The sequence below is a fragment of the Enterococcus sp. AZ167 genome (assembly GCF_051714025.1).
In the GTDB taxonomy this organism is placed as follows: Bacteria; Bacillota; Bacilli; order Lactobacillales; family Enterococcaceae; genus Enterococcus_D; species Enterococcus_D casseliflavus.
Genome location: NZ_JBIORB010000003.1, coordinates 58,210 through 81,304, shown reverse-complemented (window position 1 = coordinate 81,304; position 23,095 = coordinate 58,210). Strand labels below are relative to the sequence as shown.

The following is a 23,095-nucleotide window of genomic DNA, read 5'->3' as shown; positions in this document are numbered from 1 at the left end:
TCTCCATCATCCTTCTCAATCATTTTGAAATAGTATATCATGATTCTGATAAAGGTTCTGGGAAAGGATGGAAAAAAATTTATGAACATTGAGGAGTATCAACGATCTATCAGTGACTTCTACAAAGCCCGCAACTGGTATCAGTACGATCCGTTTATTCGGGCGAATTTTTTAGCAGAGGAAGTTGGGGAAGTGAGCCGCGCCATTCGGACATTGGAGATCGGTCGTGACCGTCCCGATGAACAAGAAGGCTTTTGCCAGAAGAAAAACTGGCAAACCTGACGGAAGAATTGGGCGATGTACTGGATAACTTATTTATTCTCGCCGATAAATACGATATTTCTCTAGAGACGATCATGCAAAAACACAAAGAGAAGCTATTGTCTCGCTATCAAATGGACCATATGACAGAAAAAAACAGCTAACGGGTTACTTGTTGCGGAACGGGCAGCGGCAAAGGTTGCTTTTCTTAAATACAAAAAACCAACGTTTCTGTGGTCAATTGGCCAGTGAAACGTTGGTTTTCTTCTATTATATAAAAAGTTGGTTCTCCTTTTTATGGGAATAGAGGTGTTTATTGTGCCATTTGCTCTACCAGTTCTTCCAATCCAGTCAAGGCTTGGTAGCCGTAGCCAAAGAGATAATTGTAGTCCATGCTGTAGACTTGTTTGTTTTTGATGGCTTTCATGCTGGAGAGTTTGTCATTTTTGTACAAGCCTTCAATGATTTCTTGACCAGAAACACTGCCTTCGATCGTTGACCAGTCACCGACGATCAAGACATCGGGATCCGTTTCGATCAAGGTTTCGACACTGACTTCTCCTGAATAGTCTTGAAACACATTGTTCAGTTTGATCATGTCAAAGTTGCTGTTGAAAAAAGACTCATCTTGAGCGGCATAGACACTGACCACACTTGGATCAGACATAAAGAGATGGGCAAAGGTTTGCTCTTCTTTGTCTGCTACTTTTTCTTCCAAGGCACTCTGGCGATCCTTTAATTCTTTTTCAAAAGCAGCGGCTGCTTCAGGGACATTGAAGAGCTTACCAAGGTTTTCAATGTCTTGATAAACGGAATCAAATGTTGCACCAGTGACAGAGGTTTCTTGGACGTAAGTCGGAATGCCCATCTCGTTCAAGGAATCAACGGTGCCGACGCCCCAATCTTGATTATCGAAAAGTCCCCCACGGCCAAAAATCAAATCCGGATCCACACTGAGCGCCGTTTCTTTACTGATATAGTCGCTGCCCAGGTCGTTTAGTTCTGCATAATCAGCAGCAACTTCCTCATCAGCGGCACCAAAGGTTGCACCGACACCCGCAATCTGATCCTTGAGGCCGAGATGCAGCAGCAATTCCGCTGCTGGTCGTGTGTTGGCTACGACTTTTTTTGGTGCCTCATTAAAGGTTTGGTCCTTGGCAGTCCACTGCGTGCCGCCCTCTGCTTTGGTGTAGTTGCTGATGGTTAAGGGATACGTACTTTCTGTCTGTGAAGAAGAAGCCGAAGTTCCTTCATCCTTCGTATTGCCGCAAGCGCTTAATGTAAAGACTGCCAATCCTACCCCAATCATTTTTCCCCATTTATTCATCTGTTTGCTCCTTTTCAAAATAATAATGAAACCCTAATCCGCCTGTGATCGGATGATGGTAAATACTGCATTTCACGCCATAGATCTCTTCGATCAGTTCTTCTGTCAGCAACGTTTCTGGTTCGCCATACCCTACGACCCGCCCATCTTTTAAGGCATAGATGATGTCGCAATAGTTGGCTGCTTGTTCCAAATTATGCAGCGCCGCCAACAAGCCAATCTTCAGATGCTTGACGGTCTCTAAGATTTCCAGTTGATATCGGATATCCAAATGATTGGTCGGCTCATCGAGAATCATAAATTTCGGTTCTTGGGTGATGGCACGAGCAAGGACGACCCGCTGTTTTTCGCCTCCTGATAATGAGAGGTAGCTGCGTTTTCTGTAGGCACTTAGCCCTGTTTTGGCTAAGGCTTCGGTGACCAGCTCATGATCGGCTTTGGTGTCTTGTTCCAATAAACCCTTGTGGGGCGTGCGGCCTAAAAGCACCATCTGTTCTACTGTTAAATCAAAGCTCAACTCATTGAACTGACTGACGACGCTGACTTGCTGGGCGACTTTTTTTTCGGAACTTTTCAAAATATTCATCTCACCCAAATAAATGTCGCCGCTGTCAGGTTTCAACGTTTTGTAGATAGCTTTTAACAATGTAGATTTGCCGCTGCCGTTGGACCCAATCAAGCCGACAAATTGCCCCTGTGCGGTTTGGACGGAGATGTCTTTTAGTATCTGCTGATCCCCGATCGTCAGATTGAGCTTTTCAACTGCTAATTTCATTCCGTCACCCCCCAAAGTTGTATTGCCGTTTGACAATGATATAGATAAAGATCGGTGCGCCAATCAGCGCTGTAATGATCCCGATCGGCAGTTCGACTCCTTGCAGGGTCGAGCGGGCGATCACATCCGCCCAAATCAAAAACAACGCGCCTGTCAAAGCGGTCAAAGGCATCAACAGGCGATGATCCGACCCGCTGACTCCACGTACGATATGAGGAATGATCAAGCCGACAAAGCCGATCATACCAGAATTCGCAACGATGATACTGGTTAATAGCGCTGCTAGCAGCATATAAAAACGACGATAGAAGGTCAGCTTGACCCCTAAGGTGGAGGCAACTTCATCTCCCAGCAAAAGCGTATTCAAAACACGGTATTGCGTCAGGAAGAACAGCGTGATCAAAGAAACCAGAACCACGATAAAGCCTAATTTGTTCCAAGAAGCCGAGGCTAAGCTGCCCATCGACCAAAACGCCACAGTCTTCATCCCTTCTGCATTGCTAGCCAGATAGATGATCAAGTTTGAAACAGAGCTGCATAAGGCACTGACGATCGTCCCCGACAGCACGAGTTTTGTGGAAGTCATTTTCCCACCGATACTAGCAAGCAGCAGCACCAAAATGGTCGCAATCCCCGCTCCTGCAAAGGCACCAAACGATAAGCCCAGCTGCAAGACTAGCGCCGAGCCGCCAAAACCGACTAAGATGGCGAAGGTCGCCCCTAAGGATGCGCCAGAAGAGATCCCAAGGATATAGGGATCTGCCAGCGGATTTTGGACCACTGCCTGCATCACTGCCCCGCTGATCGCTAACCCCATGCCCACAAAAATAGACAGTAAGACCCGCGGTGCCCGAACAAACCAGACGATATTGATGTTTGCGTCTGAAATGCCTGAAAGATCACCAACCAATCCATGGCTGATTTTATAGAAGAGAATTTGGTAAACTTCGCCAAGGGTGATATTGGCTTGACCGTTTGCCAAAGCAACTCCTGCAGATAAGAGAATGGCGACAACTAAAACACAGCAAATGATTGTCGAAACCATCCAACGATTTGATTTAATCAACCCTATCGACATGTGATTCTCCTTTATTCAGCACGACCCCCTCCTAATTTCACAGCAAAAACAACCTTGACTGTTGCCTCGCCGCCATCATAAAAGAAGCATCTGTGCGTTTTTTCGCTTATAACAGTTCTTCTCATGAAAAGCGCCAAAGCCATGTGCTGCTTTGACATCTATTTGCAAATGAGAATCACTCTCAATGAATAGAGTCATTATAAGGAACCTTTTGTGAAATGTAAATAATTTTCTGAAAATTTCCTTAAATAAGAGTTATTCTAATGTTCGTGATTGATTGGGCGTTTTCCTCTCCATTGACCTATCGAAAATACGGTACCCGTGAAGAAGCGAATCCTTTGGCATAATAATCAAGTGTTTTTTTATGATGAAAAAAAGACAGACTTCATTTTGTACAAAGTCTGTCTCCAGTCTGATGCCTATGCTCAGGCAGGCTTGTTCTTGCTAGCTTCCCTTTGTTCGAACGTGAAACCTATGCGTTGCCAAGGATTTGCTGATTCAACGAAATCATCTCCAAAAGACCTTGAGCGGCTTCGCTGCCTTTGTTGCCAGCTTTGGTTCCCGCCCGTTCAATGGCTTGTTCGATCGTTTCAGTCGTCAACACACCAAACATGATCGGAATGTCGGCATTCAGACCAATTTGGGCTACGCCTTTCGCCACTTCATTTGAGATCAATTCATAGTGGGTCGTTGCTCCGCGAATCAAGGCACCTAATGTCACGATCCCATCGTATTGTTTGTGGTCAACGATTTTTTTGGTAATATACGGAATCTCATAAGCCCCTGGAACCCAATACACATCGATGTTTTCTGCTTTGACTCCATGACGCAACAAATTGTCTTTGGCGCCTTCCACTAACTTGGAAGTGATAAACTCGTTGAATCGTGAGACTACGATCCCTACTTTGACTGCCTCTCCCTGAAACGTTCCTTCAAATACTGTCATCGTTCATTCTCCTTTGGCTGATTAAATAGATAGGTAATGGTGAAACTTTTCTTTCTTCGTTTTCAAATAGCTTCTGTTTTCTTTATGCGCAGGCATCTCCAGCGGTACTCGTTCTGCTACCTTAATTCCTAAGCTTTCTAATTCCTTCACTTTGTCAGGGTTGTTGGTCATCAGTTGAATCTCCTGCACTTCTAAGGAACGTAAAACATCGGCGGCAAACGTGTAATGACGAGCATCTGCTGCAAACCCTAATGCAATATTTGCTTCATAAGTATCCATGCCTTGTTCCTGCAGCTGATAGGCACGGAGCTTGTTCCGCAAGCCAATACCGCGACCTTCTTGGCGTAGATACAAAATCGCACCGCGGCCTTTTGCTTCGATCTGCCGCATCGCTTCTTGCAGCTGTTCGCCGCAATCACAGCGATGAGAGCCGAAGACGTCGCCTGTTAAACACTCTGAATGGATCCGTAGTAACAGCGGCTCGGTAGTATGTTGAATCTCGCCTTTGGCTAGTAAAAGGTGTTCATTGCCGAACTCATCTTCAAATAAGGACAATTGGAACGCCCCATAAGCCGTTGGCAGATCCACCGTGATAGGCGTGGTTCCTCGTAGATATTCCGCCAACTCATCAATGGTCAAAAACGGCAGCTGCCATTTTTCTGCTAATTTTTTCAATTCTGGGACCCGAGCCATCGTGCCATCTTCATTTAAAATCTCACAAATGTAGGCTGCTTCCACGCTGCCAGCAAGCTTTGCTAAATCCACAGCCGCTTCTGTATGTCCTCTGCGTTCCAACACGCCGCCAGGTTGAGCGGTCAATGGGAAGATATGGCCAGGGCGATAAAAATCCGCAGCCTGTGACGCAGGATCAGCCAACTTTTCAATCGTCACTGCCCGGTCTTTCGCAGAAATTCCCGTACTCGTCGTCACGTGATCGACACTGATGGTAAATGCGGTGCCAAAGGCATCCGTATTATTGGCGGTCATCTCAGGCAATGCCAGCTTTTCAGCGATCGCTTGTGAGATGGGTGCACAGATCAAGCCGCGGCCATAAGTCGCCATAAAATTGACAGATTCTGGCGTTGCGTATTCAGCGATCCCAATCAAATCTCCTTCTGATTCCCGATTTTCATCATCGGCGACAATCACTAAGCCGCCTTTTTTTAACCATTCCACTGCTTGTTCTACTTTATGCATCGTCTGCCTTCTTTCATTTTCGTTGGTATTTGACATATTTCCCGATCATATCCGTCTCGATATTGACCCACTCCCCTTGTTTCAACTGCCCCAGCGTCGTCTGGTCTTTGGAATGGGGGATCAAGCTAACGGAAAATGCCTGTGCCGTCGTCTGGGTAACCGTCAAACTGACGCCATTGATCGCAATCGACCCTTGCGGAATGATTTCCCCTTGCACACTGACAGGATAAGCAAACGTCAAGATCAAGGCATTTTCCAACTGCTTTTTCTGGATCAAACGGGTCGTTACATCAATGTGGCCTGCGACAAAGTGGCCTTCAAAACGCTGCGTCGCTGCCATCGCTCGCTCCAAATTGACTTCGGCACCCACCGAGAGTTGTTTAAAGGTGGTTCGTTGAAAGGTTTCTGGCATGATATCCACCGTAAACGTCGTCGCTTGTTTGGCGATCGCCGTCAAACACGTCCCGTTGATCGCCATACTGTCTCCGATCTGGTAATCCGCCAGTAATCCTTCGGACGCACTGCAAGTTAGCTGGATCGTGCGGCTTTGCTTGCGGATCTCTTTGATGCGGCCTTTTTCCTGAATCAATCCTGTGAACATTCCTCTGGTCTCCTTCCTCGGATGCAAACATCTTCCCCAACTGCAGTCACCGTCACCTCTGTTAGCTGCTGCAGCTGTTTCGGGGTACGCTCACTGGTAAAACTTGCGAGACTATTGCCCCCAAGAAACTTTGGCGCCACATAGGTAATGCTTTCTTGCCACAGTCCGCTGGCTAAAAAGGCATCATGGATCGCAGCGCCTCCTTCTACGTAAAGCGATTGGACCTGTCGTTCGGCAAGCTCCTTCAGCAATGAAACAATTGTCAACTCTTCCAGCTGGATCACTGACACATGAGCTGGCAAATCACTGACAGTTGTCTGCTGCGTAAAAATCCACACAGGTGCCGAATCATCGGCAAACAGTGCCAAATGGGGTTGCGACAGCGTTCGCCCCCGACGGTCTAACACGATGCGAATCGGCGGAAAGCTGGTTTCAACCGTGGTCAATAACGTGGGATCATCCGTCAACACCGTCTGACTGCCCACTAAGATTCCTTGATAGTCTCCACGTTCTTGATGGACGTTTTGCCAAACCGCTGAACCAGTGATCGCACTGCGGGTTAACGCATCATGAGCGATCCGGCCATCTAAAGTGATCGCTTGCTTCAACGCCACGTAAGGTCGCTGATGCTGATGGTAAAAATTATAGTGTGGATTCAAACGGCGCACCGCTGTTTCTTCGATGCCCACCAACACGTCGATGCCCTGTTCTTCTAAAAAGCGCTTGCCTTGTCCAGCCACGATCGGGTTAGGGTCTAACTGGCCGATGACTACCTTTTTGATGCCGCTGTCGATGATCAGCTGGGTGCAAGGCGGCTGTTTTCCTTGGTGGTTGCAAGGTTCTAACGTCACGTATAAAGTCGAATTGATTAGGTCTTCGGAGGAATGGCATTGTTCGATGGCGTTTCGTTCCGCATGGGGCTGCCCATAGACTAAGTGAGCCCCTTTAGCAATGACCCGTTGCTCTTTGACGATCACGGCGCCCACTAACGGATTGGTAAAGGTTTGGTAACGCCCTTTATTGGCTTCTGCGATCGCCAAACGCATGTATTCGTTATGCATCTTCCTTCCTCCTTTCAATAAAAAAATGCCTCGTGAGAATCTCACGAGGCATAGACAAACAAGACCGGCAAAAAATCAATTTTAGACGCACTGCGCCCCTTGAAATTTTGTGGTTTTTCTTCTCCCATCCAGACTTTCACTGTCGGTGCCAGATTCACACTGGCTCCACCGCATAGCTATGCGGGTCACGGACTTCAAGCATTACGCTTGTCACCGTCGGTCGGGAATTACACCCTGCCCCGAAGAATACTATTAAATTCATGTGCATTTTAGCCCGACCATTTTTGTTTGTCAATAGGCCTGATCACGAGCCGATAGGAATTCCTCTTGGTTTTTTCTTTTGGCAACCCCAAAGCAGCGACAGCAGAAATCCCTTGTCGTTCCGCCATTTTCCTAAGCTGCAGCAAGGCGATTTTGCCTGAAAAAAAATACAAGAAAACCTAGGTTAAATATTTTTTCTCGAGCGAAGCCATTTATCGAACTCCGTCACGAGTAAGACGACCATCCCGGAAGCTGCTGAGATGACCCAGCCGATCAAGGACATGTCCTCCGTATGAAAGGCGCTTTGCATAAATGGAACATAGGTCAATAACAGTTGCAGAACCAGCATCACACCAATGATCACGAACGCTTTTGGATTGGTGAAGGAAGCTTTAGAAAACGCTGGTGCACTGGTACGGATGTTGAACAAATAAAAAATCTTACTTAAGACCACGATATTGACCATCATGGTACTAGCAACGGCTTCGCTGACGCCTTGCAGCAAGAGCCAGTCATGGGCGATCAAACTGATGACTGCCATCAAGATCGATACATACGCCATCTGCCAAATATCGTGACGATTCAACAATTTATTGCCTGTCTTTCGCGGTTTGCGGCTCATGATCCCAGACTCTGCTGGTTCAAAGATAAACGCAAACTGGATCGTAATAGCAGAAACCATGTTGATCCACAGCAGTTGTGTCGCCTGCAGCGGCAATTCTTTTTGCATCATGATCGTAAAGGCAATGATCAGCCCTTCGGCAAAAGATGTCGGCAACAGAAACAGAATGCTCTTTTTGATGTTGTCATAGATCCTGCGTCCTTCGCGAATCGCTAAGGACATGGTACCGAAATTGTCATCGGTCAAGATCATATCAGCAGAATCTTTGGCTACATCCGTGCCGCTGATCCCCATCGCTACACCGATATCCGCCCGCTTCAACGCCGGGGCATCGTTAACGCCGTCCCCTGTCATCGCCGTGACTTTGCCTTTGGCTTGTAGCGCTTTGATAATGTCCAATTTGTTTTTCGGCGTGGTTCGTGCAAAGACTTGATTCGTCAAGGCAGCATCTTGAAATTCGGCTTCGCTCATCTGATCCAACTCGGCACCAGTCACGACGTGAATCTCATCCGCTAAGCCAAGCTTTTCCCCAATCGCTTTGGCGGTCAGAGGGTGATCGCCAGTGATCATTTTCACTTGAACACCGGCTTGGTTCATTTCCTTCAGGGAGGCAATCACTTCTTCTCGCGGCGGATCGATGATCCCAGCGATTCCCAGTAATTGCAGCCCTTGCTCAAAAATCGTTTCATCAATGTGATCGATCGAAACTTTCTGATAGCCCACCGCTACCACTCGTTTGCCTTCTGCCGACAAGCGGCGGACATGGCCTGTCCAATAGGCTTCATCAAAAGGCGCCGCTTGTTTTTGCACCATTTCAAACAATTTATCTGGGGAGCCTTTAACAAATAACAAACGTTCCCCCGCAGGGTTTGCCACTAGTTTCGCCATGTAGCGGTTGTCCGAATCAAAGGGCAGCATATCCAGCTCTTGGTAAGCAGGTGCTTGCGGATAGGCAAATTGCTTATGATAAAGCGTCAAAAAGGAGCCGTCTGTTGGTTCCCCATTGATCGTCCAGTGATTTCCTTCTGGGACCAATACCGTATCGTTGGCTTCGTAACCAGCTTCCAAAAACAACTGCAAGGTGTCTTGCGCGTGGACGTCCTCCTGCTTTGGACGAATTTCTCCCACCGGCGCATAGCCGTCACCCGTCACTTCATATTCCTGCTCAGCCAATACGATGTCTTTGACCGTCATTTCGTTTTTGGTCAGGGTACCTGTTTTATCCGTCGCGATCACATCGACTGAGCCTAGCATTTCAACCGCTGGTAGCGTTTTGATGATGGTGTGCTTGTTTTTTGCCATGTCGCTGACACCCATCGCCAAAACCACCGAGGTCGTTGCTGGCAATCCTTCTGGGATCGAGCCGACGATCATGGTGACAACGGCTAAGGATAAGACAGAGATCGCATAGGTTTGCTGGAACAAACTGACGACAAATAGCAAGACCGCCACGCCCATGATCACATAGGTGATGCCTTTCCCCAGTCCATCGATCTCTTTCATCAACGGCGTTTTTCGTTCTTCCGTTTGATTGACTTCAGCTGAGATTTTCCCGATCTCAGTCGTGACGCCAGTAGCGATCACGATCCCTTTCCCGCTTCCTGATGTCACGGAAGTCGAAGCAAACGCCAAATTCCGTTGTTCCGCTAATGGAGTTGCTTCATCCATTAAGGCATCTGTTATTTTTTCCACCGAATCGGCTTCACCAGTCAAGGCGGATTCTTGGATACGCAAGTTGTCGGCTTCGATGATTCGCAGATCTGCGGGCACATTGTCACCAGCTTCTAGGAATACGACATCCCCTGGAACGACTTCGGCAGCTGGAATATCTTGACGAATCCCATTCCGATAGACCGTGGCTTCTGCTGATAGCATCTCTTTGATCCGTTCTAATGCATCGGAAGCATTGGCTTCTTGGTAATAACCGATCAACGCATTGACCAGCACGACGATGCCAATGATCACGGCATCAGAGAAATGCCCCATCAGCAGCGTTAAGATGGCAGAGAAAATCAAAATGTAGATGATCGTGTTATGGAATTGTCGCAGCAGCAACCGCCACTTGGCGGTTTTTTTGACCGCTAATTGGTTCAATCCGTAGGTTTCTAACCGCTTGGTTACTTGCGCCTCAGTCAACCCTTGATCGATTGACGGCACCTGATACTGTTCGATTGTTTCTGACACTGATAACTGAAACTCTTTTTTATTCATTTTTTTCTTCTTCCTTTTCTTTTTCATTGATGGATAACACAAATAAGCCCCTTATTTAGAAACTGCTCCTAAATAACGCGCTACTATTGGTTGGTCTCCTATTCAATTAAAAAGTAAGGCAAGTCAAAATAGTGTTTCTGCTCACCGTCACTCGAGTCGCTTGACATTCGTTTACCACCCCCTCTAAAGTTAGCAATAAGCGTAACAAACTATTTTTCCAAAGTCAAGAGTCACCGCTTTCAAAAATGAAAAGTGACTGGCTTCTTCACAAAAAAAAGCCGCACGCCAACGATTCATTGCCGTACAGCTCCTTCAGTACATTCTCTTCAAGCCCAAAGGCTCGCCTTAAAGCTGATCCAGTGCCTCGCTGATGGGGGTTTCCCCAGCTTGGACTTTGATGACTTTTTGATAAGTTGCTGGACGTTCCAGCATTTCACCTAACAAGACGGCGACATCCTCGATGGGGATCGCACCAGAGGTCGTTTCACTGATCTCGATCAAACTAGATCCTGGTGTTTCTTTCAACGCATCCGGCTGCAAAATCGTATAGTCTAGTGCGGTGTTGTCGATCAGCCAGCGATCAGAGAAAAATTTGGCGATCGTGTAATCCATCAATGACGCCATGCCTTCCCTTTGCCACTGTTCAGGTTCTAAGGCATAGGCTGAGCTAAGGTGGATGTAGCGCTTGATTCCTTTTGCTTCAGCGGCTTGCATCACTTTGACCGCACCATACAGATCAGATTGCAGCAAGTCTTTGCCTCGGGAACCCGCCACGAAGTATACCGCTTCCGCATCTGCGAATTTCGCCGCCATCTCTTCCGGTTCCGTGTGTAAATCAAAGAACACGGGCTTGATCGTCTCCGTTTCTGTGATTTTCTCACTGCTGCGCGCACCAGCATAAACGATGTGTCCTTGTTTTTCTAGAAAGGTGATCAATTTTTGGCCTACTCGTCCAGTAGCACCAACGACAAAAATTTTCATTTTCTTTGCTCCTCTCGTTTCTTTTTCCAACTCTTGCTAGTATCATCGTAGGACAAAAACCAAGATCCAACAACTATTCTGTTTCTAAACGATGGGGAAAAAAGCACAGCACAAACCAATTCTTGCTGTTTTTCCCCATAGAAACCCATGTTTTTTAAAAAACACCCAAAAAAATGAAAAAAATTTTCTCAAACGATTGACAAAGCGTTGACTCTTTTGTAGACTAGGTAGAAATAATTTAAATATTTAGAAAATTCAAAATAAAGAAAAGGACGGTGGCGTATATGACCCGCACCAATGTTAGCAAACGAATTATTTTATTATTATAGTCGGGACTGTTTGATTTTATACATTCAAAGAGTCCCTATTCACATTGCATCCAAAAAGAAGAACAGCTTCTTGAGATGGAGTGTTTTTTTATACCCATTTTCAAGAAAGCGGCCTTTTGCAAGCTGACACCTTGATGTCAGATAGATCCGAAACGCTCGTTGACCAACTGCTGCCGATTCCCCGCGGTTATGCACTGCACTTATTCTAAAGACCCCTTCTGTTTGGACACTTGATTGGTCAAGCAGAAAAAAGGAAGGATGATTTTTTATTATGAAAACCGTCAACACGATCGCTGCTTTTGTAAACAAGTATTTGATCTACATCATGATTTTATTGATGATCGTCTCTTATTTTTTCCCGCAACCCTTCTTATGGATTCCGCCTCGTACAACGATTCTTTTGAGCATCATCATGTTTTGTATGGGGATGACTCTAAACGTTGCTGCGTTTAAAATGGTCGTCTTACAGCCCAAAGCATTCATCTTAGGGGTGCTTTTCCAGTTCACCATCAGCCCTTTGGTGGCTTACGGCTTAGCACAGCTGTTTGGTCTTTCTTCCGGTTTGATCATCGGTTTTGTCTTACTAGGCTGCGTTTCTGGCGGAACCGCCAGCAATGTCATGACCTTCATCGGCAAAGGCGATGTCGCCCTCACCGTTTCCATGACCACGGTATCGACCTTGTTAGCGACCGTCGTTACACCCTTTTTGGTTTATGTCTTGGCTGGTCAGTACACCGAGATCTCCTTCTGGGAAATGCTCTTGTCTGTCTTGCAGATGGTGCTTTTGCCGATCATTTTAGGGGTGATCGTCCACAAACTCATTGCCAAGCACATCGAGCGATTTCTGCAATCATTTGTGTTGATTTCTTCCGTCAGTATCTTATTGATCGTTGCAGGAACTGTCGCTCGCAACGGCGCCGTCATCGTCCAATCTGGCTTGATCGTGATTTTCTTAGTCTTGCTCCATAACTTGATCGGCTACGGCGCCGGCTATGGTCTGAGCCGTGTGATGGGCGTCAGTGCCACCCAAGCCAAATCCATCATGTTTCAATTAGGAATGAAAAATACTGGCCTAGCGATCTCGTTAGCCAATGCCCACTTTGCCGCCATTGCTGCAGCCGTTACCCCTGCCGCAGTCGGCATGGTGATCCATCAAATTACCGGACCAATTTTAGCCAATCTCGTGGCCAAGAAAGAAGGAGAAAAGTATGAGTCAAAGTATCTTTTTGCCAAACTACACAATCGGGGCGGACGCCTACGAAAAAGTAAATGACATCGTAAAACCATACGGCACCAATGCCGTGATCATCGGCGGAAAAACCGCCCTTGAAAAAGCCGAAGACAAGATCAAAGCCGCGTTAACGTCAGCAGTCCAAGTGACGGATACCTTGTGGTACGGCGGCAACTCGACCTATGAAAACGTCGATCAGCTGTTAGCTACTCCAAGTGTCCAAGCCGCCGATGTTCTATTCGCCGTTGGTGGCGGCCGCGTCTGCGATACCGTCAAAGTGGTTGGGGAAAAAGCTGGCAAACCAGTCTTCACCTTCCCAACGATCGGCTCCAACTGCTCACCAGTCACCGCGGTTTGTGTCATCTATAAAGAAAACGGCGAGATGCAAGGGTTGTTTTTCCCTTCGCAACCGCCGACCCATGCCTTTATCGACAGTGAGATCATCGCCCAAGCCCCCGACAAGTACTTATGGGCAGGAATCGGCGATGCCCTCTCCAAAGAGATCGAATCGACATTTTCAGCGCGGGGCGATCAGCTAGATTACACCGATGGGTTAGGCATCCAAATCGGCAAAATGTGTACGGAACGCTTATTGCAATACGGCACACAAGCCTTGAAAGACAGTGCCGCCAATCAGCCGTCTTATGCCATTGAGCAAGTCGTCTTGGATATCATCGTGACCACCGGCTTAGTTTCCGTCTTAGTCATCAATGATTACAACTCCGCCCTTGCCCATTCCTTTTACTACGGAACGACCGTTTTGGAAAAAATGGAAGACTATTTACACGGCGCATCCGTTAGTTACGGCGTTTTGGCCTTGTTGCAGCTCGATCAGCAAGATGCCCTCTTCCAGCGCATCTACGCCTTTATGAAGGAAAACAAACTGCCGGTTTGCCTAGCGGATATGGGCCTTAACGACACCAGCGACCTTGAGGCAATCTTAGACAAAGCAATGACCACCAATGACATCGTCCACGTGCCTTATGAGATCACGCGAGAAATGTTTAAACAGGCAATCCTAGACGTGGAAGCCTATCATGCCAAACAAAACCAAGCAGCATTGGCAGCTGCCAATTAAATGAAACCCTCCAGCAACGAATTGCTGGAGGGTTTTTGTATGGCCTTTTTTCGCTTCTTCGTACTTGTCCTCCTTCTTCTTTCTTACATGTTAAAAAACATGCAATCGTTTACTTTGATTTATTTTTAAAAACTTATTACTATTTTAGTATAACAAAGGAGGAGATTGGTTTGGAATTGGTTTATTTATCTGGGTTGTTTTTGGTCATTTTCTTGTTGTATTTTCTGGCAAAGAAAAATAACCGCATCAAACAGCTGTTTTCGAAGATTACGATTGCTTTTCTGCTTATTTACTTGGTTTGGCGTTTGTTTTTCACGATCCCTATGGATAGTTCTGCTTCACTAGTATTTGGGATCATTCTCTATATTGCGGAAGTCATTGGTTTGTTTGTCTATGGCTTTTTTGTTTACCTTTTTTCCAATAAGCTCTCAAAAGAATACCGCTACGAGGGGGATGAAGCAGAAGAATTCTTACCAAGTGTCGCCGCTTTTATTTGTACTTACAATGAAGACATCAAACTGGTGATCGCCACCGCACTGGCTGTCAAAGCCTTGAAATACCCCAACAAAAAAATCTATATCTGCGATGATGGCCATCGAGAGGAACTAAAGGAAATGGCCGAGCGAATGAACCTCGGCTATTTGACCCGCGAAGGAAATGCCAATGCTAAAGCTGGGAATATCAACTATGCCTTGTCTCAAACCAGCAGTGACTTGATTTTGCTTCTGGATGCTGACTTTATCGTCAAAAAGAACATTATTTTTGAAGCTGTCGACTATTTCCGCAATCCTAAAGTCGCATTGGTGCAATATCCACAAACATTTTATAACAAAGATCCCTTTCAATTACTGCGCAAATCCATGTACAACGAACAGGAATTATTCATGCGCTTTCTAGAACCTGCACTTTCTCGTGAGAATGCTTTGATCCATATCGGTACCAATGCCATCATTCGTCGCAGTGCCCTTGAAGAGATCGGCGGCGTTCCTACCAGCAGTATCACCGAAGATATGGCGACCGGGATGCTTTTACAAGACGCCGGCTATGAAACGATTTTTATCAATAAAGCCTATGCCTTGGGGATCACTCCTTACACTGCCAAAGAGCTGACCTCACAACGGACTCGGTGGGCGCAAGGAACGAAACAAATTTTTGACCACTTCAAACCGCGCGCTTAAAAGGATTGTCGTTCATGCAAAAACTTTGTTATTACAACTCCTATTTGTATTGGTTTACCTCTTTCCAAAAAATCATCTTTTTATTGGCACCAACCTTATTTATGGTTTTTGATATCTTTATCGTCAGAAGCAACAATCACCAATTGTTGCTGTTCTTTTTACCGCCTTTCATTATGATTTCCCTGTCGTTTCGGCTGTATGTCCCTAAAATCAGGAACCTGACAAGCTCCCACATCTATGATTGCTTTGTCGCTCCTATCCACACTGGGGCATTGATCAAAGAATTTATGAAATCACAGAAAAAATTCAACGTGACCAAAAAAGAGATCGTCGGCAGCAACGCCTTTGATTGGCGAACCGTCTTGCCCCACATCATCCTCTTTACTTGGATTTCCTTTGCCTGTCTGGTGGCTGGGTATCGTTTGTACCGAGGAGAAGGCTATGAATTCGGCTATATCGTGACCTTGATTTGGTCGCTTTATAACCTCTATGGCTTGTTTTATGCCATTTTGATCGGGAAAAACCGTTTTATCGAAAGTGATAGTGAAGCCTTGAGTATCGCCATCAATCGTCAGCTTTCTTATGATGCAAAGACGTTCGAAATGTATCAAATGAGTTTCAACGGCTTCCGTATCCGTACCCATCCCGAGCAACTATTCGTACCAGGCGAAAGTTATACCTTTTACGATGATAAACACCGCTTCACCATCAATTCGATCTGTCTGGAGGATCATGGCACCTATGTGACTTTTGCCTTCAACAATCTAACACCGCAATCTGCTGAAGAGCTTGCCAGCTACTATAGCGACCAGCTCAATGCTGCCAAACAGTTGGAATTTGATATGGAGGAAGAAGTCGCAGAAATGAATAGTTAGCCCCGCCCCCTTTGTCGCAAAAGACAAAGGGGCTTTATTGATTCCAGAAAGCTCCTTAAAGGACAGTTCTCCATCTTCTGATGATTCTCTTCCTTTAGATAACACTCTGGCGTTTGCTGCATCCTTTTCCAATGATCATTGATGGAAAGAGCCAGAACAGAATCTTGATGATGTCTCGATGGCAAATACTTTTTAAGCCTTTAGAAAATATTAAAAAGTCTGCTTTTCCTATGACCTGATTGAGCTGATACGCTTGTCACTGCTCACCCGTTTGTGAATAAAAGCGCATGAAAAAGCAATCCTTGTTATACTTATAAATAACACGAAGTCCTTAAAAAAGGAGGAACCCTCATGACCCGTTACAAACGATTTCGCTTTGTTCATTTAGGCGCTCTTTTGGTGTTGGGCTTACTCCTCACTGGCTGCAGTGCGGATACGGCACCAATTGAAGAACAACCGACTACTAACACCGCCACTTCTTCTGAACCAGCAGTTTCCTATGAAACCTTTCCATTGCCGCAACCAATCTTAGACGGGGAAACCAGTGTGGCGGAAGCTCTCTTCGAGCGGCGCTCGCAACGGGATTTTCTAGACACTGAGCTAACACAAGAACAGCTGGCACAGCTTTTATGGGCCGCTGCCGGTGTCACTACAGAAGATGGTCGCCGGACAGCGCCTTCGGCTGGTGCCTTGTATCCCTTAGACCTCTATGTCGTGGTCACACAGGTAACGGGGCTTGAGCCAGGGCTTTATCTGTATCAACCAGAGCAGCATACCTTAGCAAAAGTTCTTGCCGGCGATTTTCGGACCGCACTGGCGGAAGGTTCGTTGGACCAGCAAGCGATCCAACGGGCACCTGCCACATTGCTTTATACAGTGGTTTATGAACGACTGATTGAGCGCTATGGGGACCGAGGAATCGAACGCTATGCCTATATCGAAGTCGGTCATTCCGCCCAAAATGTCCTTTTACAAGCCCAAGCGTTAGGCTTAGGCGCTGTGCCGATCGGCGCCTTCACGGATCATGAACTCACAGAGCTGCTGCAGCTGCCAACGGAAAATGAACCCCGCTATTTGATTCCTGTAGGCGTTATTGAGTAACACTGCCGACGAACGAAACCCAATTTTCATGGAACTGACGAACTGCCGTTAGAAAACGGCAACTGGCAAGGTTGATTTTCCCAGAAAAACCAGTAGAATCGAAAAACCACCTGCAAAAACAGCAGGTGGTTTTTCGATGGACTTACAGTTTGTATGCTCGGACTTCTTCGGGTATTTCTTCTAGCGGCAACTCTTTTACCACCGCTTCGGTGCCTGCTGCCATCGCGGTATCGTAGTACCAGCATTTGTATTTGATCGTATTCATGGTTTCTTGCAAGGCTGCCATTTGCTTTGTGACTTCTTCCAGACGTTCATGAAACAGCTGCTGCCGTTTCTGCAAAGACGCATCGCCTTCCTCGCCCCAATCCAAGAAATTCTTGATGTCTTTGATAGGCATGCCAGTATTCTTCAAACAATCGATCACTTTGATCGTCGCTACTTCTTTTTCTGAAAACACCCGAATGCCGCCATTACTGCGGGCCAGCTTCGGAAACATCCCTTCTCGATCGTAATAACGCAGAGTCGAGATGGGGATATTAGTCGTTTGTGATACTTCGCCAATCGAGTAACTCACTTGCATCGCTCCTAAAAAAAATTTTGTTTATTGCTTGACCTAAACCTAACTTCAAGTTCTACAATTAAAATACACCGCAAGCACTGTACTGTCAATCACCTATCGTCTCACAGGTTCACCATTGTCAGTAGCAGGATTCGATGAAAAAATCATTCACTGGAGGATATACAAATGACAGAAATCAAAGAAAAAGTTATCGTAATTATGGGAGCATCTTCAGGAATTGGGGAAGCAACTGCCGTTAAACTAGCCGAGCAAGGGGCAAAAGTAGTGATCGCTGCCCGTCGTGAAGAGCGCATCAAAGCACTGGCTGAAAAATTAGCAGAAAATGTCTTGTATCAAACAGCTGATGTCACCAATCGCGAACAAGTCCAACAAGTCATTGATTTAGCCATGGCCTCCTTTAGTCGGATTGATGTCCTTTTCAATAATGCTGGCATCATGCCTCAAGGAAACTTGGCAGAGTTGAACTATGACAGCTGGCAAAAAATGCTGGATATCAATATCATGGGGGTATTGAACGGGATCGGCGCTGTGTTGCCCATCATGCAAAAACAGCAAGACGGCTTGATCATCGCCACTGACTCAGTTGCCGGACATGTCATTTACCCAGGTTCTGCCGTGTACAACGGGACAAAGTTTGCCGTTCGTGCAATCATGGAAGGCTTGCGCCAAGAAGAACGTGAACATGGCATTCGCTCCACCATCGTCTCTCCAGGAATGGTCTCCACGGAATTGTTTGAAACCGTCGGCAATGCTCAACTAGAAGCAGCCTTGAAAGAAACCTCTCGCATAGAAGGCAACAGCCTAACGCCAGAAGATGTAGCAAATGCAGTGGTTTATGCCATTCAACAGCCCAAACATGTGGCGATCAGCGAAGTCTTACTGCGCCCAGCAAAACAAACCGTTTAAGCTATTTCTACTTATCTACGAAACCTGCGACCGCTTCAGGCTGGTCGCAGGTTTTTTTGTCGTCAAATCCCACCGTTTTCTTGGAAAAATTACTTGATTTTCTTGTAACACCCGCTTGTCCAAAGAATGTAAACCAATGGTTGCTTTATGTAAACGACTAGGTTCTGTTGCTTCGGGGGAAATTTTTTTATACTTAGTACAAAGCTTCCGTATAAACCCGTTTGATCGGAAACCCACCGAACGTTCTCCTGATGAGCAATGAATAGCCGAGCAAGCGCGCAGCCCTACCTTCACCGTTGACTTGCAAGTACTGCCTTAGCTGTCCTCTTCTTAGTACTTGCTTTTTATAAAAGAATGGAGTGTGTATATGAATGTAAAACAGCTACTCATTATTGCCGAGCAACGAAGAAACATTACGAATCAAAAATTGACCTATGCCGAAAATTTCTTAGCTGCCGGCTACTCTGCTGCCGAATTGCTGGCAGACGAAACCTTTCTTGAATTAGAGCGAAGGGAAACCCAACTGATTGCAGAACGCAACGCCATTTTTTACGAAGAAGTCAGCCACAATTAATCCCCCTGTCCAATTGTAGGCGACGAAAAAGCGAAGGATCAGCAGCACCTTCGCTTTTTTAACCCTCAAAGGCGTCCTTTGCCCTGAGGATCACGCTGCTTGATCGTCCAATAAAACAGCCCTGCAAAGAAACCACCGAGAATCAGGAAATTCATGCCGTATAGACAGTAGAGGAAGAAAAAGTTCAGCTGCCCATTGCGCCAAAAGCCCATGATTCCCATTAAAACCAGACTGTTGACGCATCCTGTCAACACACAAACCGTGCGACTGCACTCCAAGCTTTGTAATAGGTATTTTGTGATTTCATATAACGGACTGACGAGCATTATCCCCAGCATGATTGGTAGAATAGCTGGCAACAAGTCTAAAACAGCGACATCTGTAGTAAACAACTGAAAAAAAGCAGGACGAAAGCCCCAGATCAGACTGGCAATTCCGACATAAGCCACGAAAGAAGAAACGAAGGCACTTTTCCCCACTGCTAAAATCTTCTGACGATTGTTCTGACCATTCGCCTCACTCGCAAAGACGGTCACTGCGTTGCCATACATCAAAGCAGGCAACCGTGCGATCATCAATCCTTGGCTGCCGATCGCATAGGCTGCCAGCGTACTGACACCCAATCGTGAGACGAAAGCTTCAAAAGCAATAATAAAGACTAAACCTTCAAAGCATTCCTGAATCATTAAGGGGACCGCTTTTTTCAATAAAAAGGTGCGTTTTCGTGGTCTTTGTTTCAGCCCCCTGGCTAGACTTTCTCTTAAAAGAACCCCATAAATCCCCAGCAAGCACAAAGTCGCAAGCATATTTGCGATGCCACTGCCTAAGACCCCCATTGCGGGAAAACCGAGATTGCCGTTGATCAGTAGATAGCTAAGCAACACCTGTACCAACGCACTAATAATGGAAACACCGAGGATGTAGTTCGTTTTCTTTTCAATTTTTAAAAGGCTAGTAAAAACAAACGTGACTAACGTAAGTAAAATATAGGGAGACATGATTGCAAGATACAATGTTGCGGTCCTTAGCAGCTCCCCACTAAATCCGTAAATAACCTGCAAAATGCCGCGTCCAAAAAGCAGGAAAATCAGGAAAAAGCTCACGCCGATCGCGACTACTAGAAAAAGAACCGACGACAGATAATCATTTAACTGCGTCTCTTCTCTTTGTCCGACTGCCTTTGCGCCATAAATATTAAAAGCAAGGCCAATCGCACCTAAAATACCCGCAAAAGCATAGAGAAACCCGTCGATCAGCGCGATCGCCGCCAGCGCTTCCGTGGATCTTCTTGAAATAATCGCTAATGAAACTTGCGCAATAATGATTTGAAACAAATTGGAAGCAATCAAAGGCAATGTAAAAGACTGTATTTTTTTGTTCAAAAAGCTCTCCTCTCTCATTCGTCATAACTGCGCAACACCCACTCGCTTATTGTGATTTTAGTCACAAGAAAAGCGATCGTTGGTCGCTATAAATACGCAACGACCCATCAGGCGTTTTGACGTTTCTCCCTCCATTTAACCATACAGCCTTCTCGGTGTATATTCCTTCATAATTAAAAAACAAAACATACCGACAATCTCCGCTTATTTCCTCTATTGGCGTCGACAAGCAATCGCTGATGAAGAGTAAAAAGGTTCAGAAGAACATGCTGCTCTTCTGAACCTTTTCCATGGGATGATAAAAAACGCGACAAACCTTTCAAAAATCCCGTTATTTCTTCACGATCAGCTGAACGGCTTGATCGATTTTCTGCTTTTGGGTTTCCGTGTCGCTGTCTGGATTTTCCAAACAATTTTTCAAATTTTCAGCGACAATGATCCCCATAATACGGTTAACACTGGAACTGACGGCGGACAATTGCGTGATGACATCGACGCATTCTTTCTCGTCTTCGATCATTTTTTGAATCCCCCGCAACTGCCCTTCGGTTCGTTTTAACCGATTCAAGATATCTTTGTTGCATGCGGTCATCGTTTGATTTCTCCTCTCCATGCTGACATGCCGCCGAGGACATTGGTCACTTGAAACCCTTGCTGGCTCAAAAATTCAGATGCCATTTGCGAACGAGCCCCTGAATGACAGATGACATAGTAGTTTTTATCCTTCTCTAAGTCGCTGATTTGTTCTGTCAGTTCGCTCAACGGTAGGTTTTGTGCTGTTTTGATGTGTCCTTGTGCAAACTCATCGACTTCTCTGACATCAAGGATCTCAAGTGGTTCACGTTTTTCTTTTTGGGCAAATTCCTCCATAGATATTGCTTTAATCATGAATAATCATCTCCGGCTTAATAGTATTATACAACGAAAAGGCACCATCGAGGTTTTGACAATTGATGCCCGCTTGTTTTAAGATGCGTTCGGCAATGTAGCTTCTCAATCCGCTATGACACGTAACGACATACGAGACGCTTGGATCCAATTCAGACAACCGATCCCTCAATTCATCTAACGGAATGTGGAGCGCCTGTTGAAAACGCCCATTATTGGCTAATTCCATCTCTGAACGAACATCCAACAACTGCTTACCGTTTTCTAAGGCATCCGTCAATTCGTGCCACTGAATATTCTCACTGATTCCTTCCGCCAGATTGATCGCTGCATAGCCAAGCATATTCACTGGATCTTTGGCTGAGCCAAAAGGCGGTGCATAGGTGAATTCCAGTTCAGGCAAGTCAAAGATCGTTAAGCCGCCTTTGATCGCTGTTGCCAATATATCGATTCGTTTATCGACCCCTTTGGCACCGATGCCTTGCGCACCGTAGATTTTTCCATTATTCGCATCAAAAATCAGTTTCAAATAAACATCCGTCGCATCAGGATAATACCCTGCATGGTCTTTGCCTGAAAGATGAACCACCTGGGGATTTAGCCCTGCCAGTTTGGCGCTGCGCTCACTCAACCCGGTGGACGCTGCGGCAAGATCAAATACGCGCACGATCGCAGTCCCAATACTGCCTTTGTTTTTACGAGCCAGTCCTCCCAACACATCAGCTACTTGCCGACCTTGGCGGTTGGCTGGTGACGCCAGGGAGATCAACGTGTCTTCGTTGGTGATTTGTTGTTTCACAACGATGGCATCACCCACCGCGTAAATATCTTTCTTGCTGGTTTGGTATTGCTCATCTACTAGGATACCCCCCCGGTGTCCCAGTTCAATACCAGCACGTTTCGCCAAATCCGTTTCTGGTTGGACACCTACCGAAAGAATCGTGACATCTGAGGCCAGGACCGTGCCATCTTCCAGAACGATTTCTTGCCCTGCTTTTTCAAAAGCGGTCGCTGACTGCGAGGTCAAAACTTTGACCCCTTGCTTGATCAATTCATTTTTGATATACGCAGCCATTTCTTCGTCCAAAGGTGGCAATACGTGGGGTGCTTTTTCTACGATCGTTACTTCGAGGCCTTTTCTATGTAAATTTTCAGCGACTTCTAACCCAATAAACCCAGCGCCAATGATCGTCGCTTTTTGAGGCTTTTTGTCTTCAAGATGCACCATGATTTGGTCTAAGTCAGGAACATTGCGCAAAGAAAAGGCGTTGGTTGCTTCTTCTAGCCCTTTGATCGCTGGTACTAGCGGTTTTGCCCCCGGCGATAAAATCAACGCATCATAAGATTCCGTGAAGACGTGTTCGCCATGTTTGACCGTCACCGTTTTCTCCTCTGGCTGTATCGCCAGTACTTCATGAAAAGGTCGCACATCTAAGTTGAACCGTTTTTTTAGTGCTTCAGGTGTTTGGACCAATAGGGCGTCCCGCTCTTTGATCTCACCAGAAATGGCATACGGCAGCCCACAATTCGCAAAAGAGACAAAAGGACCTTTTTCAAAAACAATGATCTCCGCTGCTTCTTTAAGCCGACGTAAGCGCGTGGCTGCCGACATTCCACCTGCTACCCCACCGACAATAACTATTTTTTCCATC

21 protein-coding genes, 1 pseudogene and 1 riboswitch are annotated in these 23,095 nt (G+C 46.1%); of the genes and pseudogenes, 8 read left to right on the top strand and 14 right to left on the bottom strand.

The window, feature by feature from the left end:
- The first annotated feature begins 81 nt into the window (after positions 1-81).
- Positions 82-425 (top strand): annotated as a pseudogene (locus IGJ05_RS14490) (MazG nucleotide pyrophosphohydrolase domain-containing protein).
- Positions 426-574: 149 nt separating this feature from the next.
- On the opposite strand, the gene IGJ05_RS14485 reads toward IGJ05_RS14490, so the two are convergent.
- From IGJ05_RS14485 to IGJ05_RS14445, 9 genes are all read right to left on the bottom strand, one after another.
- Positions 575-1,588: an ABC transporter substrate-binding protein gene (locus IGJ05_RS14485; RefSeq protein ID WP_010748956.1), complete on the bottom strand. Its 1,014-nt coding sequence runs from the start codon at positions 1,586-1,588 to the stop codon at positions 575-577.
- Positions 1,581-2,363, bottom strand: a complete 783-nt coding sequence (locus IGJ05_RS14480) for an ABC transporter ATP-binding protein (RefSeq protein WP_010748955.1) — start codon at positions 2,361-2,363, stop codon at positions 1,581-1,583. The genes IGJ05_RS14485 and IGJ05_RS14480 overlap by 8 nt, the downstream gene beginning before the upstream one ends.
- Positions 2,364-2,367: 4 nt before the next feature.
- Positions 2,368-3,441, bottom strand: a complete 1,074-nt coding sequence (locus tag IGJ05_RS14475; protein WP_081116440.1) for a FecCD family ABC transporter permease — start codon at positions 3,439-3,441, stop codon at positions 2,368-2,370.
- A 472-nt stretch (positions 3,442-3,913) separates the two neighbouring features.
- The gene (ribH, locus tag IGJ05_RS14470) at positions 3,914-4,387 is read right to left on the bottom strand and encodes a 6,7-dimethyl-8-ribityllumazine synthase (protein ID WP_005230622.1); all 474 of its coding nucleotides are present in this window, start codon (positions 4,385-4,387) and stop codon (positions 3,914-3,916) included.
- A gap of 21 nt (positions 4,388-4,408) precedes the next feature.
- A complete protein-coding gene (ribB, locus tag IGJ05_RS14465) occupies positions 4,409-5,620 on the bottom strand; it encodes a 3,4-dihydroxy-2-butanone-4-phosphate synthase (RefSeq protein WP_375352170.1) in 1,212 nt (403 codons plus the stop codon).
- Positions 5,598-6,185 (bottom strand): riboflavin synthase, encoded by a 588-nt coding sequence (locus IGJ05_RS14460; RefSeq protein ID WP_005230617.1) that lies wholly within the window; start codon positions 6,183-6,185, stop codon positions 5,598-5,600. Before IGJ05_RS14460 ends, ribB begins: the two co-directional genes overlap by 23 nt.
- Positions 6,170-7,246, bottom strand: a complete 1,077-nt coding sequence (gene ribD, locus IGJ05_RS14455) for a bifunctional diaminohydroxyphosphoribosylaminopyrimidine deaminase/5-amino-6-(5-phosphoribosylamino)uracil reductase RibD (protein WP_010748953.1) — start codon at positions 7,244-7,246, stop codon at positions 6,170-6,172. Before ribD ends, IGJ05_RS14460 begins: the two co-directional genes overlap by 16 nt.
- A gap of 112 nt (positions 7,247-7,358) precedes the next feature.
- A riboswitch (FMN riboswitch) is annotated at positions 7,359-7,497 on the bottom strand.
- 194 nt (positions 7,498-7,691) lie between these two features.
- Positions 7,692-10,340: an HAD-IC family P-type ATPase gene (locus IGJ05_RS14450; RefSeq protein WP_081117130.1), complete on the bottom strand. Its 2,649-nt coding sequence runs from the start codon at positions 10,338-10,340 to the stop codon at positions 7,692-7,694.
- A 345-nt stretch (positions 10,341-10,685) separates the two neighbouring features.
- Entirely contained in the window at positions 10,686-11,321 is a 636-nt protein-coding gene (locus tag IGJ05_RS14445; protein WP_438725328.1) for an NAD(P)H-binding protein, read from the bottom strand.
- Between the two features lie 600 nt (positions 11,322-11,921).
- Here IGJ05_RS14445 and IGJ05_RS14440 point away from each other — a divergent pair.
- The 5 genes from IGJ05_RS14440 (at position 11,922) to IGJ05_RS14420 (ending at position 17,113) form a co-directional block, all read left to right on the top strand.
- Positions 11,922-12,923, top strand: coding sequence for a bile acid:sodium symporter family protein (locus IGJ05_RS14440; protein WP_010748949.1), 1,002 nt, complete (start codon positions 11,922-11,924; stop codon positions 12,921-12,923).
- The gene (locus IGJ05_RS14435; RefSeq protein ID WP_096741884.1) at positions 12,859-13,959 is read left to right on the top strand and encodes an iron-containing alcohol dehydrogenase family protein; all 1,101 of its coding nucleotides are present in this window, start codon (positions 12,859-12,861) and stop codon (positions 13,957-13,959) included. Before IGJ05_RS14440 ends, IGJ05_RS14435 begins: the two co-directional genes overlap by 65 nt.
- Positions 13,960-14,129: 170 nt before the next feature.
- Positions 14,130-15,137, top strand: coding sequence for a glycosyltransferase family 2 protein (locus IGJ05_RS14430; protein WP_266166641.1), 1,008 nt, complete (start codon positions 14,130-14,132; stop codon positions 15,135-15,137).
- Between the two features lie 14 nt (positions 15,138-15,151).
- Positions 15,152-16,012, top strand: coding sequence for a hypothetical protein (locus IGJ05_RS14425; RefSeq protein ID WP_266166642.1), 861 nt, complete (start codon positions 15,152-15,154; stop codon positions 16,010-16,012).
- A 351-nt stretch (positions 16,013-16,363) separates the two neighbouring features.
- The gene (locus IGJ05_RS14420) at positions 16,364-17,113 is read left to right on the top strand and encodes a SagB/ThcOx family dehydrogenase (RefSeq protein ID WP_010748947.1); all 750 of its coding nucleotides are present in this window, start codon (positions 16,364-16,366) and stop codon (positions 17,111-17,113) included.
- A 142-nt stretch (positions 17,114-17,255) separates the two neighbouring features.
- Here IGJ05_RS14420 and IGJ05_RS14415 read toward each other — a convergent pair whose 3' ends face one another.
- A complete protein-coding gene (locus tag IGJ05_RS14415) occupies positions 17,256-17,693 on the bottom strand; it encodes a MerR family transcriptional regulator (RefSeq protein WP_005230594.1) in 438 nt (145 codons plus the stop codon).
- Positions 17,694-17,858: 165 nt separating this feature from the next.
- Between IGJ05_RS14415 and IGJ05_RS14410 the strand changes: the two genes are divergently transcribed.
- Positions 17,859-18,599 carry an SDR family oxidoreductase gene (locus IGJ05_RS14410; protein WP_317756172.1) on the top strand — a complete coding sequence of 247 codons (741 nt, stop codon included), beginning with the start codon at positions 17,859-17,861 and terminating at the stop codon, positions 18,597-18,599.
- A 367-nt stretch (positions 18,600-18,966) separates the two neighbouring features.
- On the top strand, positions 18,967-19,173 hold the full coding sequence (locus IGJ05_RS14405) for a hypothetical protein (RefSeq protein ID WP_005230591.1): 207 nt from the start codon (positions 18,967-18,969) through the stop codon (positions 19,171-19,173).
- 65 nt (positions 19,174-19,238) lie between these two features.
- Here the strand turns inward: IGJ05_RS14405 and IGJ05_RS14400 are convergent, their stop codons facing one another.
- From IGJ05_RS14400 to IGJ05_RS14385, 4 genes are all read right to left on the bottom strand, one after another.
- Positions 19,239-20,555, bottom strand: coding sequence for an MATE family efflux transporter (locus IGJ05_RS14400; protein WP_266166644.1), 1,317 nt, complete (start codon positions 20,553-20,555; stop codon positions 19,239-19,241).
- 331 nt (positions 20,556-20,886) lie between these two features.
- Positions 20,887-21,147, bottom strand: coding sequence for a metal-sensitive transcriptional regulator (locus IGJ05_RS14395; protein WP_005230585.1), 261 nt, complete (start codon positions 21,145-21,147; stop codon positions 20,887-20,889).
- Positions 21,144-21,443 carry a rhodanese-like domain-containing protein gene (locus tag IGJ05_RS14390; RefSeq protein ID WP_010748942.1) on the bottom strand — a complete coding sequence of 100 codons (300 nt, stop codon included), beginning with the start codon at positions 21,441-21,443 and terminating at the stop codon, positions 21,144-21,146. The genes IGJ05_RS14395 and IGJ05_RS14390 overlap by 4 nt, the downstream gene beginning before the upstream one ends.
- Positions 21,436-23,094 carry an FAD-dependent oxidoreductase gene (locus tag IGJ05_RS14385; RefSeq protein WP_266166649.1) on the bottom strand — a complete coding sequence of 553 codons (1,659 nt, stop codon included), beginning with the start codon at positions 23,092-23,094 and terminating at the stop codon, positions 21,436-21,438. Before IGJ05_RS14385 ends, IGJ05_RS14390 begins: the two co-directional genes overlap by 8 nt.
- Between the last annotated feature and the right edge of the window lies 1 nt (position 23,095).

Bases quoted from the DNA above. Each gene is read 5' to 3' on its own strand.
- ribD (WP_010748953.1), bottom strand. From the start codon at position 7,246: ATGCATAACGAATACATGCGTTTGGCGATCGCAGAAGCCAATAAAGGG.
- IGJ05_RS14485 (WP_010748956.1), bottom strand. From the start codon at position 1,588: ATGAATAAATGGGGAAAAATGATTGGGGTAGGATTGGCAGTCTTTACA.
- IGJ05_RS14415 (WP_005230594.1), bottom strand. From the start codon at position 17,693: ATGCAAGTGAGTTACTCGATTGGCGAAGTATCACAAACGACTAATATC.
- ribB (WP_375352170.1), bottom strand. From the start codon at position 5,620: ATGTCAAATACCAACGAAAATGAAAGAAGGCAGACGATGCATAAAGTA.
- IGJ05_RS14450 (WP_081117130.1), bottom strand. From the start codon at position 10,340: ATGAATAAAAAAGAGTTTCAGTTATCAGTGTCAGAAACAATCGAACAG.
- IGJ05_RS14390 (WP_010748942.1), bottom strand. From the start codon at position 21,443: ATGATTAAAGCAATATCTATGGAGGAATTTGCCCAAAAAGAAAAACGT.
- IGJ05_RS14440 (WP_010748949.1), top strand. From the start codon at position 11,922: ATGAAAACCGTCAACACGATCGCTGCTTTTGTAAACAAGTATTTGATC.
- IGJ05_RS14420 (WP_010748947.1), top strand. From the start codon at position 16,364: ATGACCCGTTACAAACGATTTCGCTTTGTTCATTTAGGCGCTCTTTTG.
- IGJ05_RS14395 (WP_005230585.1), bottom strand. From the start codon at position 21,147: ATGACCGCATGCAACAAAGATATCTTGAATCGGTTAAAACGAACCGAA.
- IGJ05_RS14410 (WP_317756172.1), top strand. From the start codon at position 17,859: ATGACAGAAATCAAAGAAAAAGTTATCGTAATTATGGGAGCATCTTCA.
- ribH (WP_005230622.1), bottom strand. From the start codon at position 4,387: ATGACAGTATTTGAAGGAACGTTTCAGGGAGAGGCAGTCAAAGTAGGG.
- IGJ05_RS14480 (WP_010748955.1), bottom strand. From the start codon at position 2,363: ATGAAATTAGCAGTTGAAAAGCTCAATCTGACGATCGGGGATCAGCAG.
- IGJ05_RS14385 (WP_266166649.1), bottom strand. From the start codon at position 23,094: ATGGAAAAAATAGTTATTGTCGGTGGGGTAGCAGGTGGAATGTCGGCA.
- IGJ05_RS14475 (WP_081116440.1), bottom strand. From the start codon at position 3,441: ATGTCGATAGGGTTGATTAAATCAAATCGTTGGATGGTTTCGACAATC.
- IGJ05_RS14425 (WP_266166642.1), top strand. From the start codon at position 15,152: ATGCAAAAACTTTGTTATTACAACTCCTATTTGTATTGGTTTACCTCT.
- IGJ05_RS14405 (WP_005230591.1), top strand. From the start codon at position 18,967: ATGAATGTAAAACAGCTACTCATTATTGCCGAGCAACGAAGAAACATT.
- IGJ05_RS14435 (WP_096741884.1), top strand. From the start codon at position 12,859: ATGAGTCAAAGTATCTTTTTGCCAAACTACACAATCGGGGCGGACGCC.
- IGJ05_RS14445 (WP_438725328.1), bottom strand. From the start codon at position 11,321: ATGAAAATTTTTGTCGTTGGTGCTACTGGACGAGTAGGCCAAAAATTG.
- IGJ05_RS14460 (WP_005230617.1), bottom strand. From the start codon at position 6,185: ATGTTCACAGGATTGATTCAGGAAAAAGGCCGCATCAAAGAGATCCGC.